The organism is Paenibacillus sp. FSL K6-1217 (assembly GCF_045040735.1).
Classification (GTDB): domain Bacteria; phylum Bacillota; class Bacilli; order Paenibacillales; family Paenibacillaceae; genus Paenibacillus_AQ.
Genome location: NZ_CP150271.1, coordinates 835,395 through 850,943, shown reverse-complemented (window position 1 = coordinate 850,943; position 15,549 = coordinate 835,395). Strand labels below are relative to the sequence as shown.

The following is a 15,549-nucleotide window of genomic DNA, read 5'->3' as shown; positions in this document are numbered from 1 at the left end:
CCGGGTGAAATGGGGATGTAGCTCTGCCTGAAATATAGAGATATAAGGAAAATCATTCTTCTCCGGTGCTGTTCTCCAGCTCCTGCCGCTTAATTTCTTCATCCAAATGTCTGTTGTAATTCTCCATGAAGCGGAGCATGCTGTCGTACTGGCTGTCGGTCACCTGTTCAAACACAGGCTTGTCCCGCTCCCGGAACTCCCGGTGCAATTCGTCATGGACCTGATACACAGCCCTGCCTTGACCGGTAAGCCTGAAATAGATTTCTTTCTGATTCTCCGGCTTCTGGTAGCTCTCGATAAGCCCCTTGTGCAGGAGCTTCCGTGTAATCTTGCTGATCGCCCCTCTGGTCATGTACAAGGACTCTGCAAGCTTGGTCACATTGACGTCTGTATGTCTTCCGATATATTCAATACAGTGGACCTCAGAGGGTTTGTTGCCCTTCAGACTGCTCTCCATCTTCGACTTATTCAGCCAGGTCATCTTATTGAATAACTCCCGGAAAGCGGTTAAGACCTGTTCCTCTTTATTCATTACCGGTCCCCCTCCAAAAAAACAGACGCCAGCGGCGCCTGTCTAAAATAACTGCTATACAAGAATTACAGACCGAAGTACCGGGACTTGTCCGGTCCGCTGCTGGTGTATTCCGTCTTCAGCTCATTGCGGTAAGAACGCTCAATCTTGCGCACATAGGAAAGTCTGCGGACATTCTTCATGACTTCCTCGGCGCGCTCAGCATTGACGTACATTACTGCATAGTGCATTTTACGGGAAACGTAGTGCAGCGTGCCGTATTTCTCCAGATTACGCGCCGCCTTGACGTCGCTAACCCATACGATATAACCTGTCCGTTCCGCAAACATAAGCTCATCCGCCTCTCTTTCTCTGTCTCTTCATGGGTCAGCTTATCCGCAAGAACATTTGCCGCCGCTGCCGCATCCGCCCTTAGGGGACGGGTCGTTACTTGGAACCTTGATGCTGTCCGAGACTGAGAATGCGATTGCCTCAGACATGGAATGGAGAATATCATCCAGCGTCTTCTCCGCATTCTTGAAGCGGATCACCGCCTCGAACTGCTCCAGCTCCAGTTCTACAGCCGCAACCTCATCCTTGGCTGAATGATAGTTCGGGTGAAAATGACCAAACCGCTGTGTCTCCTCAAACAGCTCCTTCTTGCTCTGCAGCCGCTTGATCATGGCCTGGATTTCGGGATGGGTATCCACCTGGCCCTTCCAGTATAGGTAATCCGACACTTCTGCGGATTGATTAATCATATCGCCTAATTCATAGGCGTATGTCAGCACTTCGGCCATATCAACCGTATTTAATTCCGCTACGCTCATGAACTCCAACTCTTTTCTGTGCTTAATGTTCTACCGCAGCGGTAGACTACTTCATCATAACATATCCGCCCGCCCCAGCAGAAGAAGAATTTCTGTGCCTGAGCGGATGAAGCAGCTGGATTTCCTGCCAGTCCTCCGCTGCAAGCTCAGTCTCCTCTCCCGTCTCCGTTCCCGGAGGCAGCAGAACGCCCCGTACCCTCCATGGACGTCCGCTGATCCGCTCGGGAATGAAGTCCGCCGCCTGGCCCCGGCAAGAGAGGCGGACCTTGATTCCCCAGCTTAATGCCTGCTCCATTAGCTTTTGCGCGGTGGTGATATGATACTGCCTCCACTGATTGAACCACATCTGCGGTACGGTCTCCTCACCCGGCAGCTCCAGCATTGCCGGGCCGCCTCTATCCAGCGGCAGGAGCTTCGGGGAGGGGGCCGCTCCCAGCAGGCCCCGTTCCCCGGCTGCGGCAGGAAGCTCGTAACGCGGAGCGGGCCCGTTCAGTCCAGACGGCTCGAACTCGAACAGCCGCTGCTGCCCGGCTGCCCCGTTCACCTCCCCGGCTCTTACGGACGGCGCCAGACCGGCGGCTGCAAGCTCCTTGCGCAGCTGCCCGGCTGCCTCCGGCCGGACGATGAAGTGGAGCGGGCCGATCCGGGTAACGATGTCCTGCAGCCGGGGATGGGCGGCGATATCCTCGCCCTCCTGCTCTCCGGCGCAGGACAGCAGGAGCACCTCCGTTAGTTCGGTCCGCCCGATGGCTCTGGCCCACTGCCGGAGCGCCGGCGCGACCTGCTCCGGCAGTCCTCCGGCGGCATGGGCGCTCAGCCAGGAGATCACCTCACCCGGAGCGTTGCCTTGATCCGCTGCGGCTTCCAGCCGCTCCCGGGTCAGCCGGAAGCTCCATAGATCCTCGTGGTGCAGCAGCTCCGCGCACCCGGCCAAGATCCAGCGGACCGTATAAGGGACCTCCGGCGGGACCAGCACCTCGAAATCCGGCTGAACAATGAAGCCGGGGGACGCTGAAGCCGGTGCTGGCGGCAGCGGGACCGCTTCAGCTTCTGCGGATTTCGGCGCGCCGTGGACAGTATCCTGAGCTTCAGCGGTGCTGTACACGATATGGCTGATGTCTGTCTGCGGAGTTCCTCCTGGCATCTCCCCCGTTAGCTGCGGCTTCACTATCTTCCAGCGGAAGCACTCTTCCCCTTGCGCCGAAGTTCCCAGCTCACACCAGCCGAAGCCGGCCAGAAGGCGAATCCAGTCAACGGCGGTCTGATTAAGTCCTGAGCCAGTCCCTGCCGCCCCCGGCTCAGACGGCTCCCCGGCAAGACCATTCTGTCTCATCCAGTTCAGAACAGGCGCTAACGCATACCACTCATCCGCCTTAAACGCTGCTGCCGAGAGCAAATGCCTGAAATGCTGGTCTTCAGGCAGCGGAGCGCCGTACCGGCTGATGATCAAGGTGTAGAGTGTGTCCGCCATCTCTTGTGCGGGAAGAGCCAGCCAGCGCTGCAGCATCGTTCTGTCTATGCCATACCCGCTGTTGCCGGAGGTCAACAGCCCCAGCGCGCCCAGCAGATCCATAATTACTGCCACCTGCAGCGGATAGCTTAGCGGACCTGAGGACGACCGAATCAGGGCGAGAGGCTCCTCCGGTATGGACAGCCGTCCGGCTAACCGGCTGAGCTGCTTCTTATGTATCACTCCCTTGGACGTCAGAGGCAGGCCTTCCTGCGCTATGAACAGCAGCCCTTGAAATATCTCTCCTGTCAGCTCTGAACAGGCGGCAAGCTCCACCCGGACTGCCCCTTCCACCCGCACCTGCGGACAGCCTGCCCAGAAGCTCCGCAGGACCAGGGGGTATTGCTGTGCCGCAATCTGATACAGCCGCTCGCCCCAGACCTTCTGCCGCAGCTCCAGCATCCCTGCGTGAAGCAGCTCCTCCAGGGCCAGCACCTGCTCGGCCTTGCACAGGAATTCAGGCCGCAGCCGCTCTACAGCATCCGCTGTACACGGCGAAGCCGCATACGCGGCCGCTATCCGCAGCAGCACCTCACAGGCGTCCGCAGACAGATTACTAACATCCTCTGCCGGTGATACCGGTATCAGCTCCATCACAGAACAGCTCCTTCCTCCAGGTCCAGCACACGGACCCCATATTCGTAGCCCTGCTCCGTCAGGAACATCCGGCGGCGCAGGGCGAAGTCTTGCTCCCGGCTGTCTTCCGTGACCAGCGTATAGAAATACGCCCGGTTATCCCCGGGCTTCGGCCGAAGGATGCGGCCCAGCCGCTGCGCCTCCTCCTGCCGGGAGCCGAAGGCGCCGGATACCTCAATCGCCACCGAGGCATCCGGCAGATTCACAGCAAAGTTCGCCACCTTGGAGACGATCAGCACCGGCACCTTGCCCTCATTGAAGGCGGCGTAGAGCGCGTTCCGCTCCTTCTGCGGAGTCTTGCCCGTGATCAGCGGGGCTGCAAGCTCCGCCGCCAGCTGCTCCAGCTGGTCAAGATACTGGCCGATCACCAGTATCGCCGCTGCGGGATGCGATGCTGCAATCTGCGCTGCCGCCTGCGCCTTGGCCTGATTGCCTGCCGCCAGCCGGAACTGCTCCTTCGCTCCGGCATACAGATATTGCTGCCGCAGCTTCTGGTTCATCGGGACGATGACCTCGATGCAATCCACAGCCGCAATCCACCCCTGCTGCTCCAGCACCTTCCAGGGCAGGTCGTAGCATCTCGGGCCGATCAGGGAGAACACATCGCCCTCCCGCCCGTCCTCCCGGACCAGTGTCGCCGTCAGCCCCAGCCGCCGCGTAGCCTGAATATCTGCGGTCGCCCGGAAGACAGGCGCCGGAAGCAGATGGACCTCATCATAGATAATCAGCCCCCAATTCCGTTCTTGGAACAGATTCATGTGGACGAACGCCCCGCCCTTGGAACGTCTGTGGGTCAGCATCTGATAGGTCGCAATAGTCACAGGCCGCACCTCCCGGAGCTCCCCGGTATATTCCCCAACTTCGTCTGTGCTCAGGGTGGTCCGCAGCAGCAGCTCTTCCCGCCACTGTTCTACTGAAGTCGTGCTTGAAGTAAGGATCAGCGTTTCGCACTGCAGCTGCTCCAACACCGCAAGGCCGACAACCGTTTTGCCTGCCCCGCAGGGCAGCACGACCACACCGCTGCCTCCATGGCCGCCGATCCCCTGGAACTTAACGACAGCCTCCCGCTGATAATCCCGGAGCCTGAATTCAGCGCCGCCCCGCCCCGCCGCCCCGCTTACGAATTCCCGCCAGGCCAGCTTCAGCTGCTGACCGTCCCGGTAACCGGCATAGTCAAGAACCGGATACCCCAGCCTGGTCAACTCCTGCTTCAGCAGGCCCCGGTTTATCTTGGGGCAATGGCTCTCCTGTTCTCCTGTGCGGTGCAGCCCCAGCTCCCTCAGCTCCTCAGAGTCTTCCAGTTCCTCCAGCAGACCGGCCCGGTCAGCGGTTAACACAACAAGCTGCGGGTCACTCTCATCGGTATGCAGGCGCAAGCTTCCGTAACGGGACATCAGCAGCTCCATCTCACCCTCAAGTCCGGAAGGAATCCCCCACCTCGACAGCCTGCGAAGCCCTTCAATGACCTCTGCCGCAGACTGTCCCCCGGCTGCGGCGTTCCATAGTGACAACGGCGTGATCCGGTAAGTGTGGTAGGCTGGAGGACTTTTGACCAGCTCGGCGAATCCGCTTAGAGCCGTCCGCGCCTCCTCAAATCCGGGATGTCCGCATTCCAGCAGAATCGTCCAGTCGTTCCGTGTGATACATGGCCCCGCCTCTGCTCCGTTCATCCTGTTCCCTCCTTGTGTGCTAAGATCTGACCATTATTCCCCTGCTTCTGTTGGCAGCCAGCATTATAGGGCGCTTCTGCTCCTCATTTGCTCATTTAGCCCTCCAGATAACGAAAAAGCCCACCTCCGCCTAACGGATATGAGCCATTCGTCATTCTATTAATGCAGCTGCTGCCGCTGCGAGATTGCATGGAGCGCCTCAGCGGCCTCATAGATATTGTCCAGCAGAGTGACCGACACCGGATGCGCGGTCATCACTTCTTTGACTATCTTCATGAAGGAACCCTCCTGTCCACGTATCCATGGCATTTGAGAGTAGTTTTTCCTGGAGCGGTAACATTTATACAGATGGCGGCTCGTTCAGGCAGGAGTCGGCCATAGCGACCAGCAGCTTCACACCGTAGAGCATGGCATCCTCATCGAAATCAAATTTGCTGTGATGGTGCGGATAGTCGGCATCCTTGGCCGCATTGCCTGCGCCGACGAAGATGAAGCAGCCGGGAATCTCCTGCACATAATAAGAGAAGTCCTCCGCCGGCATAATCTTCTCCATCAGCATCACCTGGGCATCTGCCCCCAGCGCCCCGGGGGCAACACGGGCGAAGCGTTCATATTCAGCAATGTCGTTCACCAGCGGCGGATACCCCATCAGATAATCCACCTTCGCCTCTGTACCATACGCTGCGGCTACGGAGGCCGCCAGCTCTTCAATCCGGCGGCGGATCAGATGACGCGTCTCTTCATCGAATGCCCGCACCGTCCCGGTAATCCGGCAGCGCTCGGCAATGATATTCTGGGCTGAACCGCCTTGAATCGTTCCCACGCTGACGACAGCAGGGCGCAGCGGGTCAACGTTGCGGCTGACAATCGTCTGCAGCCCGGTGACCAGAGCCGCACCGGCCACAATGCTGTCTGCTGTACGATGGGGCATACCGCCGTGTCCGCCCCGGCCGATCAGATCAATGAAGAACTCATCGGCTGAGGCCATCAGCGGCCCCGGCGCACTGCCTACCGTCCCGAGCGGGAGCGGTGTCCACAGATGCAGCCCGTAGACGGCATCCGCCCCCGCAAGCACGCCTTCCGCAATCATGCCCACTGCGCCGCCGGGACAGATCTCTTCCGCCGGCTGGAACAGAAAGCGGATCTCTCCCTTCAGCTCCTCCCGGCGGGAGCTGTAATAGGCTGCGGCAGCCAGCAGCATGGCGGTATGCCCGTCATGTCCGCAGGCATGCATCACCCCGGGATGCTGTGAAGCATATTCCCGGCCGCTCTCCTCCGTAATATTCAGCGCGTCCATATCTGCACGCAGAACTACCGTTCTGCCAGACTCCCGGCCCTTAAGTATACCTGTCAATCCGTAGCCTGCTGTACTCTGCCGGATCTCAATCCCCAGCTCAGTAAGCCTGTCTGCGACATAGGCGGAGGTCTCCTTCTCCTGATAGGACAGCTCCGGATGACGGTGCAGATGGCGGCGCCATTTGACCATTTCCGGAAGCAGCTCCCCGATCTCTAGCCTCTCCATTACTCCCCATTCCCTTCTCTGGCAGCATCCTGCGGATAAGCCTGCGGTACAAGCGATTCAGCTCTGCCCGCTCCGCAGCCTGCCAACTTTCTTTTATTGTAGCAGAAACGCAAAAAAGTAGGTATCGATCAGCCCGTTCTATCTTGCACAACCCCGGGAAACAGACTATCATGAGGAAGAACAATAGCAAATTTTAATTACAAATGAATCATTATACTTCATTAAGGGGAGTTGTGCGCTATGATATTTGAGAACACGGGCCTCGAAGGACTGAAGAGCGACCTTCTTTATCTCGACGAGAGTGCCTCCAAGGCAGGCTTCATCAGATGGCAATGGGAATACTACCGCGCGACTTACGACTGCAAGATAGAAGACCGCAAGGACGGCGGCGAATACTTCCTGCGCATTAATACCCGTGCTGTCGAGGGGAAGCTGGAGAAGGCGGACGCGGTGCTGGCGATTGAAGCCGTATATCTGGGCAAGGCCACCTTCCCCCACGGGCTGGAGTACGAATCTCCGGTGCCTCAGCCGGTGCTTGAGGCGGCCCGGAAGCATATCGATGAATTGAAAGCGCTGCTCGAAGCTTGAGTACTGCGAGGGGAAAGACGGCCGCCAAAGCCAGCACGCCCAAAAGAGGGACGCCCGATTTCCAGCTGCTTATTCTTACCCTGCTGTTCGTGGGCTTCGGCCTGCTTATGGTGTTCAGCTCCAGCTCCAGCTTGACCCTTGCCAGCGGCAAATTCAGCAATGATGCGTTTTTTTTCGTAAAAAGACAATTGGTCTGGGCTGTGCTGGGCAGCTTCATTATGTTCGTCGTAATGAATATCCACTACAGCAAGTTCAAGAAGTGGTATGCTCCGATCTTCGTACTTACACTGGTCCTGCTGCTTTTCGTAGCGACCACCGAGGGGATTAACGGCGCCAAGAGCTGGATGAGTATCGGAACTCTGGGGATTCAGCCGACCGAATTGGCCAAGATCTCTATCATTCTCTATCTGGCTGCCCTGATCACCAAGAAGGGCGAACGTCTGCGCGATTTGCGGACAGGGTATATCCCTGTCATGATTATCGTCGGCATCGTAGCCGGACTGATTATGCTGCAGCCGGATTTCGGCTCCTGTATGATTCTCGTAGCGACCAGCGGGCTTGTCATCTATGCCGGCGGCGCCAGCATGAAGCATATCATGGGATCGATCGCTCTGCTGATTCTGGGGGTAGCCCTTGTCATAGGCGCGAAGGCAGCCATTGATTCCTTGTCCCCGCCCACCGAGAAGGCTGAGGTTCAGAAGGATTACAGACAGGGCCGTATTGAAGCCTTCCTCGACCCGCAGGCCAATTCCGAGGGCAGCGGCTATCATATCATGCAATCCCTGATCGCTATCGGCGAAGGGGGCACACAAGGCTCCGGCTTCGGCCAGAGTATCCAGAAGCTGCATTATCTGCCGTATCCGTATACCGACTTTATCTTCTCCGTCATCGGTGAGGAGCTGGGATTTGTCGGAACCGCCTTGTTCCTGCTGCTCTATCTGTATTTTATCTGGAGAGGAATTCTGATTTCACTGCGGTGCACCGATCCCTTCGGTACCCTGGTCGGCATCGGCATCATGGGGCTCATCGCCATTCAGGCCTTCATCAACATCGGCGGTGTGACCAATACGATTCCGCTTACAGGGGTTACACTACCCTTTATCAGCTATGGCGGCTCCTCCCTGCTTGTCACCATGCTCTGCATGGGAATCATGCTCAGCATCTCACGGGAGACCAACCGTCCAGCCAAAGAGGAAGTGGTGAAGTCCGTGACTACAGTCAGACAGGTGCGCAACAACAGAAGTGCCGGCACCCGTGCACGCTAAGGGGTGGCACATTGAACAGAAAGGCAGTCCGGAATATCTCCGGACTGCCTTTTGCATGGATGTCTAATATAATTGTGCTTAAGAAATCTCGTCGTTCTTGAATGCCACGCCTTCGACCTTAACGTTAACCTCTACGATGTGAAGCCCTGTCATACTCTCCACAGCCTCGCGGACATTCTGCTGAAGCATGCGGCACACTTCATGAATCGGCGTTTCGTACAGTACGATGATGCGTAAGTCTACTGCAGCTTCCAGTTGGCCCACTTCGACAGTAACACCCTTCTGCACGTTCTTGCCGCTCAGGCGCTTTGCCCAGCCCTCTGACAAACCGCCAGACATGGCTGCAATTCCGGGAGTCTCAAGCGCGGCCAGGCCGGCAATTTTTGAGACTACGTCATTCGATATCCGTATATTTCCCATTTCCAGTTGAAGCTGTTCTGCCATGCCATATCCCCCCTACTCTCATTATCAATTATTGTAATTCCAAAGCAGGCTAAAAAGCAAATGACTTTCTCTCACCCCCGTTTACAGCCAGGAACAATTTGGGTATATTGATTATGAAATCAACCTACATATAGAGACTGGAGAGTGCTTCCCCTTGAAAAAATGGATCTCACCGGCGCTGCTGGTCATCAGCTTCATCCTCAGCGCCATAGGGCATTACGCGAATTGGGATCATACCCTTCAGTTCGTATTGTCCGCCGTTTCGGTCATCTTCGTGGCCGGCTTCCTCGGCCGGGCCACAGAGAGCGTAGCCCACTATGCCGGACAGCGGCTCGGCGGGTTCCTGAACGCCACCTTCGGCAATGCAGCCGAGCTGATTATCGCTTTCTTCCTGGTCAAGGAAGGGCTGTTTGACATGGTCAAAGCGAGTCTGACCGGCTCGATCATCGGCAATCTGCTGCTCGTGCTCGGACTTAGCATTTTTGCAGGGGGCATGAAGTTCAAGGTTCAGAACTTCAATGTCACACTCGCAGGTCTGAACGGCTCACTGATGATTGTTGCGGTCATCGCCCTGTTCGTCCCGGCCATGTTCTTCAACACCCACTCTATTACCGAGAAAGACACCAATGTGCTGAGCCTTGTCGTCGCCGGCCTGCTGATTGCCGCCTACCTCGCCTGGCTGGTCTTCTCCATGATTACCCACAAGAAATATCTGGCGGATGTTACGGACGATAGAGCGGAAGAACTGCCGAATGAGCATGCCCCTGTCTGGTCACGGAACCGCTCGATCCTCTATCTGGTCCTTGCCACAGTGATGGTCGCGTTCGTCAGTGAATGGCTGGTCGGGACGCTGGAGACCCTTACCGAGCGCTTCGGCTTCAGTGAGCTGTTCGTCGGCGCCTTCCTCGTAGCGATTATCGGTAACGCCGCAGAACACAGCGCTGCCATTATGCTCGCCATGAAGAACAAGATCGGAGCCGCTGTCGAGATCGCCGTAGGAAGCAGTCTGCAGATTGCCCTGTTCGTCGCCCCTGTGCTGATCTTCGCCAGTTATTTCATGGGCAACACCATGTCGATTGTCTTCACCACGATTGAGATCGTAGCCATTGCCGTATCGGTGTTCATCGCCAAGTCGATTATCCAGGACGGCGCAACTAACTGGTACGAGGGTCTGCTGCTGCTGGCGGTCTACATGATTCTCGGCGTATCGTTCTATCTGGTGTGAAGCAGCCGCACAGCTTATACCTTCTTATATTTGTATAAAAAAACGCACATGATCGACCCCGGGGTCTTTCATGTGCGTTTTCTATGAATGACCGGGACTTACATCTCCCGCTCCTCAGCCTTCTTGTTCAGTGCCTCATACAGTACAGCCAAATTGCGTTCGAGCTTGCTCAGCACCTGCTTGCCTGTAAGCTCTGGCACCAGCCCTGCTCTGACCGCAAAATCGACCTCTCGGGAGAAGCCGTACATCTGGGTATCCAGCACTTCCTCATAGAGAGGGCAGTAACGGGTTGCCAAATTCTCCATCTGTACTTCAATGAGCTTCTGAATTTTATCGGCATCTTCTTGAAGAAGATTGATTGCTTTGATATTGAGCTGTTCCTGCAAATCCGATGAAGTCATGCATTTTCCCCCCCATGTCCAAAAGTTACAGCTGCTAATGCTTATTATTCTTAATATTAGTCGAAATTAGGACCTAATACAAGATTGCAGTTTGGGTTATTGCTGAAGTTCCTGCAAAAGCACCCGGTTCCACAGCAAAGACGCCCAGCCGCAAGGCCGGACGTCTGAGGAGAATCTTCAATTACTCTGCTACTACTGTAAAATTCAAATTGTGTTTGGCGAAAACTTCGCTCATGGCTTTCTTGGCTTCCTCGGCATCTGTGCCATGTACGTGCAGCTCATAGCTTTGGCTGGATACCAAGGTAGTGAACAAGCCAAGGATGCTCTTGACATCAATGTACTTGTTGTCCGCTTGAAGAACGATAGATGAATTAAACTGGCTTGCTGTCTGTGCAATATCCACGATTGCCGCATTGTTGGACATAGGAATCCCTCCGCAACTTGATTATAAACTTATGTTCACTTGTTACCAATTCCATGATACATTGAATCCGCTTACTCACGCAAGGTGTTTCTTGGAAACAAGCCTTGCGCGCTTTTGTAAGCACTGCTTTTGTATCATTTTATTTCAGGTTCTCCGGATTCAGACCTTCCAGCTCCGGCACCACAAAAATTCCATCCTTACGGATCAGCACATCGTCGAAATAAATCTCGCCGCCGCCGTAATCGGGACGCTGAATGAGGACAAGGTCCCAGTGGATGGACGAACGGTTGCCGTTATCCGTCACATCATAAGCCTGGCCCGGTGTGAAGTGCAGACTGCCGGCAATCTTCTCATCGAACAGAATATCCTTCATCGGATGCAGAATGTACGGGTTGAAGCCGATGGCGAACTCGCCGATATGGCGCGCGCCGTCGTCGGAATCTAAGATTTCATTCAGGCGCAGCGTATCATTGCTGGAAGCCTCTACGATCCGGCCGTTCTCGAACGTGAACTTCACATTCTCGAAGGTCACGCCGTTGTAGATCGATGCGGCATTATAGCTGATCGTTCCATTCACGGAATCCCGGACAGGCGCGCTGTACACTTCTCCGTCAGGAATATTTTTCTGGCCGGAGCATTTCTCCGCCCCGATTCCCTTGATAGAGAATGTAAGGTCTGTTCCGGGACCTGCGATACGCACCTTGTCCGTTCTGCGCATAAGCTCAGCCAGCGAATCCTGGGCCTTGTCCATTTTGGCATAATCCAGGTTGCAGACTGCGAAGTAGAAGTCCTCAAAGGCCTCGGTGCTCGTGTTGGCAAGCTGGGCCATACTGGCGTTAGGATAACGCAGGACTACCCATTTGGTGCGCTTGACGCGCTCTTCGCTATGTACCGGGTGGGAATACAGGGAATTGTAGAGCTTCATGTTCTCTTCCGGCACATCGGACAGATCATTGACATTCTCACCGGCACGGATGCCGATATAGCAGTCCATCTGCTTCATCCGGTTCAGGTCGATCTCCGCCCAGGTCTTGATTCCTTCAGGTGTTGCATATTTGAGCATACTGCGCAGAACGGTACGGTCGGTCAGCTGTACAAATGCATGGCCTCCGGCTTTACCTATCTCCTCCACAACAGCTTTGATCAAATCTCGTTCACTGCCGATCATTTCGACGAGTACATTCTCGCCGGGCTGAACATTTACGGAGTAACCTACAAGGTTCGCCGCCAGCTTTTGAATCCGGGGATCATTCATCTGTCTCTCTCTTCCTTCCTCTTGCTGAAAATAAACATACCGTTATATTGTAGCACGCCTGTCCTGGAGCGCAAGCCATCTGCGGAAAGGGAACCGCTCACTTATAACCATAGAAATCCACCTGCGTAATATAGGTTTCTTCCGTACTTGTTCCGGCCTTGCCGGGATAGGTCAGGGTGCGGTTCGAGGTCAGCCGGGTAGGCAGATTCCGCTTCGGGTCCACTTTAAGATAGTACACCGTGCGGATATCCGCCTGGTTCAGCCTCTGCTGCAGCTCCGCCTGCTTCTGTTCCCATAGTGTGATCTTAGCCGCAAATGCCTTAGCGCGGGTGTCAGCCGGCGCAGCAGCCCCGCTCGGGGCAGCCGGCTTAATTGCCAGCATCTTCTCCTCCAGCTCTGCCGAGAGCTGCCTGCGCGCCTCCTCTGCCGTTAATTCAATCCGCAGGACCCGGGTCCCTCTGGCGCTGCCCGCTTCCTCTGTCACCTTCTTGTCCACCTTCTCTAGCTCCTCCAGCTGGCGCAGCGGATTCAGCGCTTCCAGGGGATTGCTGCCGTCCAAGGCCGGAGAGGCCTGCTTCCTCGTCCATCTCCCGTCCTCCTTCACCATCCGGGTATAATAGACGGGCGCATCTCCCTTGCCCTGCTTCAGAGGATGCGGACCGGATTCCGCCGCAGCAGCGGGATGACCGCCGTCCGGCAGGAGCGAATAGAGACTGATCTGGTTATGATCCATGGTCTTTCCCCCATAGTAGAGCGAGGATTCAGGGACCGTCTTCCCGTCGATCAGCAGCGCAGCCGCCCCTTCAAAGGACACTCCGTCACTGCCATCCATCCCCGCCATTACCAGATTCAAGTCCTCCGCAGCCGGTTTGTCCTTCATCATCGCGCACCCGCCGGACGGAAGGATAGAGAGTACCAGCAGTGCAAGGATTCCCGTACGGACGCATAATAATTTCATCATGGCCATCAAGCCCTTTCCGCAAAAAGTAGAGTGTACATGCATTCTACCTAGCGTCTCCTTGAATACGGAGCTTATACACCAAAAGAATCCTTAAGGCTTACGCCCAAGGATTCTTCGAATGGTTCTCCACAGTTCTGGTATCGATCACTACCTGGTTGCGCCCGTTGTTCTTGGCTTCGTAGAGCGCCATGTCCGCCCGGTAAAAGAGCGATTCGACGCTGACCCGGTCATCGGTCCAGCTCCACTCGGCGACCCCGCAGGATACGGTCACCTGCGGCTCCGTCTCTCCCATCACGCGCTTGCGGATACGCTCACCTACGAATACGGCCTGCTGCACTCCAAGCTGCGGCAGATAGACTGCAAGCTCTTCCCCGCCCCATCTGGCGGCGACGTCCCCCTGGCGGATCGAGGTCTTCACGATGTCGCTGACTTGCTTCAGGATTTTGTCGCCCTTCTGGTGTCCATAGGTGTCGTTCACCATCTTGAACTGGTCAATATCCACCACAATCAGAGTCCCGCAGAAATCACTGGACTGCCGCTGCTTGATCTCTTCATCCAGATAGTGGCGGGCGAAGAGCCCGGTCAGCGTATCACGGTTCGCCAGGCGGCGCACCTCGGCATGCAGCCTCGCATTCCCGACAGCCAGCCCGATATGACCGGCCATCGCCTGCAGTAGCCTGTAGCTGTCATAGGAGAAGAAATGGGCCTGCTTATGGGCCAGCATAATGGCTCCGCGCACCTCTCCTCCCACACACAGCGGAGTAGCGATCAGCGATTGTGATCCGGTTGCATCCATCAGCGTTGAAGTCTGCTCCACAGCATACTTGTAATCAGAGAGCAGCAGCGGCTCCCCCGTAACATAGACCTGGCTGCCGAGTCCCTGACCGGTCTCCACTATTTCGCCCAGCAGCGGCAGATGGTTGCAGGCTATCACCTCCAGGCCGCCACGTTCTTCATTCTTATGGAGGATACAGCAATAATCCGCCTCGAACATCGCCAGCAGCTCTTCGAAGGCAAACTGAAAAATATCGCCGAGTCTGAGGCTCTGATTAAGCCGCTGGGTAAGCTCATTGCTCATGCGCAGCTCCCTGATCAGCTGGTTGGAGCGTTCATAGAGCTTCGCATTCTCAAAGGCTGTACCTGCGGTATCCGCGACCATCGTCAGGAAGCTGAGATCCAGCTCATGGAAGGAGGCCTTGTCCATAATCATATGGAACACGCCGTATACCCCCTGCTTGCCGCCAAGCGGAAGCCCTACCTCCACAGTCCCTTTCTCTTCACGCCCGGCATGAAGCGTAACCCGGCCATCCTTGAAGGCCCGGGCACAGACATCATCGCCGGCCCAGTTCAGCGGAAGCGGCTTGACCTGAGGATGCGCGCTGCGGTGGTCCTGGGACATGAAGAGATCAAGCCGCGCCCCCGGATACATCGCCGCGATGCTGTCAATGACCTCCGTCAGCACGGCATCCACATCGATATTGTCGTGCATGCGCTGGACAATCTGAAAAAGCAGCGAACGGCGGCTGCCCTCACGCTCGGCATGCAGCTGTATCCCTGCAAGATCCGAGACAAACACATGCTCAAACCGGTGATAAAAGCAGGTCTGGAAATGCATCGACATCGCTTCGGCTGTATGCCTTCCGCCCGTCTCGTACTGCTCGGCCGGCATCCTGCAGCCAAGGACGGCAAATATTTCCCGGTGCCCGCGCGTAAATACAGGCAGAGCCAGAATTGAATAGGCTTGTCCTTCCTCCTGAATCCGGGCGGCATACATCATGCCGGTCTGCAGGCAGATCCCCGCCGCTTCCTCCCACTCTGAATTCCAGCGCCCCTGCCGGAATTCAGAGCCGGGCTCAATCCAATCACCTTTATAATTCAGCACACACCAGTTCCAGGTCTTCGCGAAGGAGGGGACTCCCTGTCCCTGCCATTCCCTGAAGCTCTCGGCAATCAGGCTGGCGGCGTAGGGAAAATCGTGCGACACGATATCCGTCTCCTTCAGCCAGGCGGCGGGATCTTCATCCTCTCCGCCTGATTGCCTCATGTCCTGTAACAGCATACGGCTGTCCCGATCCTGATGGCCGTATGTCTCCTGCTCTGACATAAAGAGGACCTCCTTTGCATCTTCAATCAGGCCAGACCAGAGTACGCCCCCTGATTCTTATAGTAGAGACATTACCAATCCAGCGTTATATAGTGTAAATATAGTCAGGACATTTGAAATCACAGTTTTCCGATAACATCCAATTAGTTATATTTTACTCCCTTTCTTTACGTATTGCATTATATTTTCCGCAAAACCGGGAT

At 56.0% G+C, this 15,549-nt stretch carries 15 protein-coding genes; 3 read left to right on the top strand and 12 right to left on the bottom strand.

All coding sequences use genetic code 11. The features are described 5' to 3' along the window. Window positions 1–52: 52 nt before the first annotated feature. From MHH28_RS03505 to MHH28_RS03480, 6 genes are all read right to left on the bottom strand, one after another. A complete protein-coding gene (locus tag MHH28_RS03505; RefSeq protein WP_405111857.1) occupies window positions 53–532 on the bottom strand; it encodes a MarR family transcriptional regulator in 480 nt (159 codons plus the stop codon). Between the two features lie 65 nt (window positions 533–597). After that, entirely contained in the window at window positions 598–861 is a 264-nt protein-coding gene (locus MHH28_RS03500; protein ID WP_405111854.1) for a YlbG family protein, read from the bottom strand. A gap of 42 nt (window positions 862–903) precedes the next feature. Further along, a complete protein-coding gene (locus MHH28_RS03495) occupies window positions 904–1,341 on the bottom strand; it encodes a YlbF family regulator (RefSeq protein ID WP_405111851.1) in 438 nt (145 codons plus the stop codon). 46 nt (window positions 1,342–1,387) lie between these two features. Beyond that, entirely contained in the window at window positions 1,388–3,445 is a 2,058-nt protein-coding gene (locus MHH28_RS03490; protein WP_405116817.1) for a helicase-associated domain-containing protein, read from the bottom strand. Beyond that, on the bottom strand, window positions 3,445–5,157 hold the full coding sequence (locus tag MHH28_RS03485) for a DNA repair helicase XPB (protein ID WP_405111848.1): 1,713 nt from the start codon (window positions 5,155–5,157) through the stop codon (window positions 3,445–3,447). The genes MHH28_RS03490 and MHH28_RS03485 overlap by 1 nt, the downstream gene beginning before the upstream one ends. A 340-nt stretch (window positions 5,158–5,497) precedes the next feature. Beyond that, window positions 5,498–6,679, bottom strand: coding sequence for an amidohydrolase (locus MHH28_RS03480; protein ID WP_405111846.1), 1,182 nt, complete (start codon window positions 6,677–6,679; stop codon window positions 5,498–5,500). 240 nt (window positions 6,680–6,919) lie between these two features. On the opposite strand from MHH28_RS03480, the gene MHH28_RS03475 reads away from it, so the two are divergent. Next, the gene (locus MHH28_RS03475) at window positions 6,920–7,267 is read left to right on the top strand and encodes a YugN family protein (RefSeq protein ID WP_405111843.1); all 348 of its coding nucleotides are present in this window, start codon (window positions 6,920–6,922) and stop codon (window positions 7,265–7,267) included. Beyond that, window positions 7,264–8,532, top strand: a complete 1,269-nt coding sequence (gene ftsW, locus MHH28_RS03470) for a putative lipid II flippase FtsW (RefSeq protein ID WP_405111840.1) — start codon at window positions 7,264–7,266, stop codon at window positions 8,530–8,532. Before MHH28_RS03475 ends, ftsW begins: the two co-directional genes overlap by 4 nt. Window positions 8,533–8,610: 78 nt before the next feature. Here the strand turns inward: ftsW and MHH28_RS03465 are convergent, their stop codons facing one another. Further along, on the bottom strand, window positions 8,611–8,976 hold the full coding sequence (locus tag MHH28_RS03465) for an Asp23/Gls24 family envelope stress response protein (RefSeq protein WP_019911482.1): 366 nt from the start codon (window positions 8,974–8,976) through the stop codon (window positions 8,611–8,613). A 154-nt stretch (window positions 8,977–9,130) separates the two neighbouring features. On the opposite strand from MHH28_RS03465, the gene cax reads away from it, so the two are divergent. Beyond that, entirely contained in the window at window positions 9,131–10,201 is a 1,071-nt protein-coding gene (gene cax, locus MHH28_RS03460) for a calcium/proton exchanger (protein WP_405111834.1), read from the top strand. A gap of 98 nt (window positions 10,202–10,299) precedes the next feature. Here cax and MHH28_RS03455 read toward each other — a convergent pair whose 3' ends face one another. The 5 genes from MHH28_RS03455 to MHH28_RS03435 all read right to left on the bottom strand — a co-directional run bounded on the left by MHH28_RS03455 (window position 10,300) and on the right by MHH28_RS03435 (window position 15,346). Further along, window positions 10,300–10,602, bottom strand: coding sequence for a YlaN family protein (locus tag MHH28_RS03455; protein ID WP_036695007.1), 303 nt, complete (start codon window positions 10,600–10,602; stop codon window positions 10,300–10,302). A 181-nt stretch (window positions 10,603–10,783) separates the two neighbouring features. Then, window positions 10,784–11,026 carry an HPr family phosphocarrier protein gene (locus MHH28_RS03450; protein ID WP_036695008.1) on the bottom strand — a complete coding sequence of 81 codons (243 nt, stop codon included), beginning with the start codon at window positions 11,024–11,026 and terminating at the stop codon, window positions 10,784–10,786. A 139-nt stretch (window positions 11,027–11,165) separates the two neighbouring features. Further along, complete coding sequence (locus MHH28_RS03445; protein WP_405111831.1) at window positions 11,166–12,281, bottom strand: aminopeptidase; 1,116 nt, start codon at window positions 12,279–12,281, stop codon at window positions 11,166–11,168. 97 nt (window positions 12,282–12,378) lie between these two features. Further along, window positions 12,379–13,242: a hypothetical protein gene (locus tag MHH28_RS03440; protein WP_405111828.1), complete on the bottom strand. Its 864-nt coding sequence runs from the start codon at window positions 13,240–13,242 to the stop codon at window positions 12,379–12,381. Between the two features lie 97 nt (window positions 13,243–13,339). Further along, window positions 13,340–15,346 carry a GGDEF domain-containing protein gene (locus MHH28_RS03435; RefSeq protein ID WP_405111825.1) on the bottom strand — a complete coding sequence of 669 codons (2,007 nt, stop codon included), beginning with the start codon at window positions 15,344–15,346 and terminating at the stop codon, window positions 13,340–13,342. Between the last annotated feature and the right edge of the window lie 203 nt (window positions 15,347–15,549).

Bases quoted from the DNA above. Each gene is read 5' to 3' on its own strand.
- MHH28_RS03465 (WP_019911482.1), bottom strand. From the start codon at position 8,976: ATGGCAGAACAGCTTCAACTGGAAATGGGAAATATACGGATATCGAAT.
- MHH28_RS03495 (WP_405111851.1), bottom strand. From the start codon at position 1,341: ATGAGCGTAGCGGAATTAAATACGGTTGATATGGCCGAAGTGCTGACA.
- MHH28_RS03485 (WP_405111848.1), bottom strand. From the start codon at position 5,157: ATGAACGGAGCAGAGGCGGGGCCATGTATCACACGGAACGACTGGACG.
- MHH28_RS03480 (WP_405111846.1), bottom strand. From the start codon at position 6,679: ATGGAGAGGCTAGAGATCGGGGAGCTGCTTCCGGAAATGGTCAAATGG.
- MHH28_RS03440 (WP_405111828.1), bottom strand. From the start codon at position 13,242: ATGATGAAATTATTATGCGTCCGTACGGGAATCCTTGCACTGCTGGTA.
- MHH28_RS03450 (WP_036695008.1), bottom strand. From the start codon at position 11,026: ATGTCCAACAATGCGGCAATCGTGGATATTGCACAGACAGCAAGCCAG.
- MHH28_RS03500 (WP_405111854.1), bottom strand. From the start codon at position 861: ATGTTTGCGGAACGGACAGGTTATATCGTATGGGTTAGCGACGTCAAG.
- MHH28_RS03445 (WP_405111831.1), bottom strand. From the start codon at position 12,281: ATGAATGATCCCCGGATTCAAAAGCTGGCGGCGAACCTTGTAGGTTAC.
- MHH28_RS03455 (WP_036695007.1), bottom strand. From the start codon at position 10,602: ATGACTTCATCGGATTTGCAGGAACAGCTCAATATCAAAGCAATCAAT.
- MHH28_RS03490 (WP_405116817.1), bottom strand. From the start codon at position 3,445: ATGGAGCTGATACCGGTATCACCGGCAGAGGATGTTAGTAATCTGTCT.
- MHH28_RS03435 (WP_405111825.1), bottom strand. From the start codon at position 15,346: ATGTCAGAGCAGGAGACATACGGCCATCAGGATCGGGACAGCCGTATG.
- MHH28_RS03505 (WP_405111857.1), bottom strand. From the start codon at position 532: ATGAATAAAGAGGAACAGGTCTTAACCGCTTTCCGGGAGTTATTCAAT.
- MHH28_RS03475 (WP_405111843.1), top strand. From the start codon at position 6,920: ATGATATTTGAGAACACGGGCCTCGAAGGACTGAAGAGCGACCTTCTT.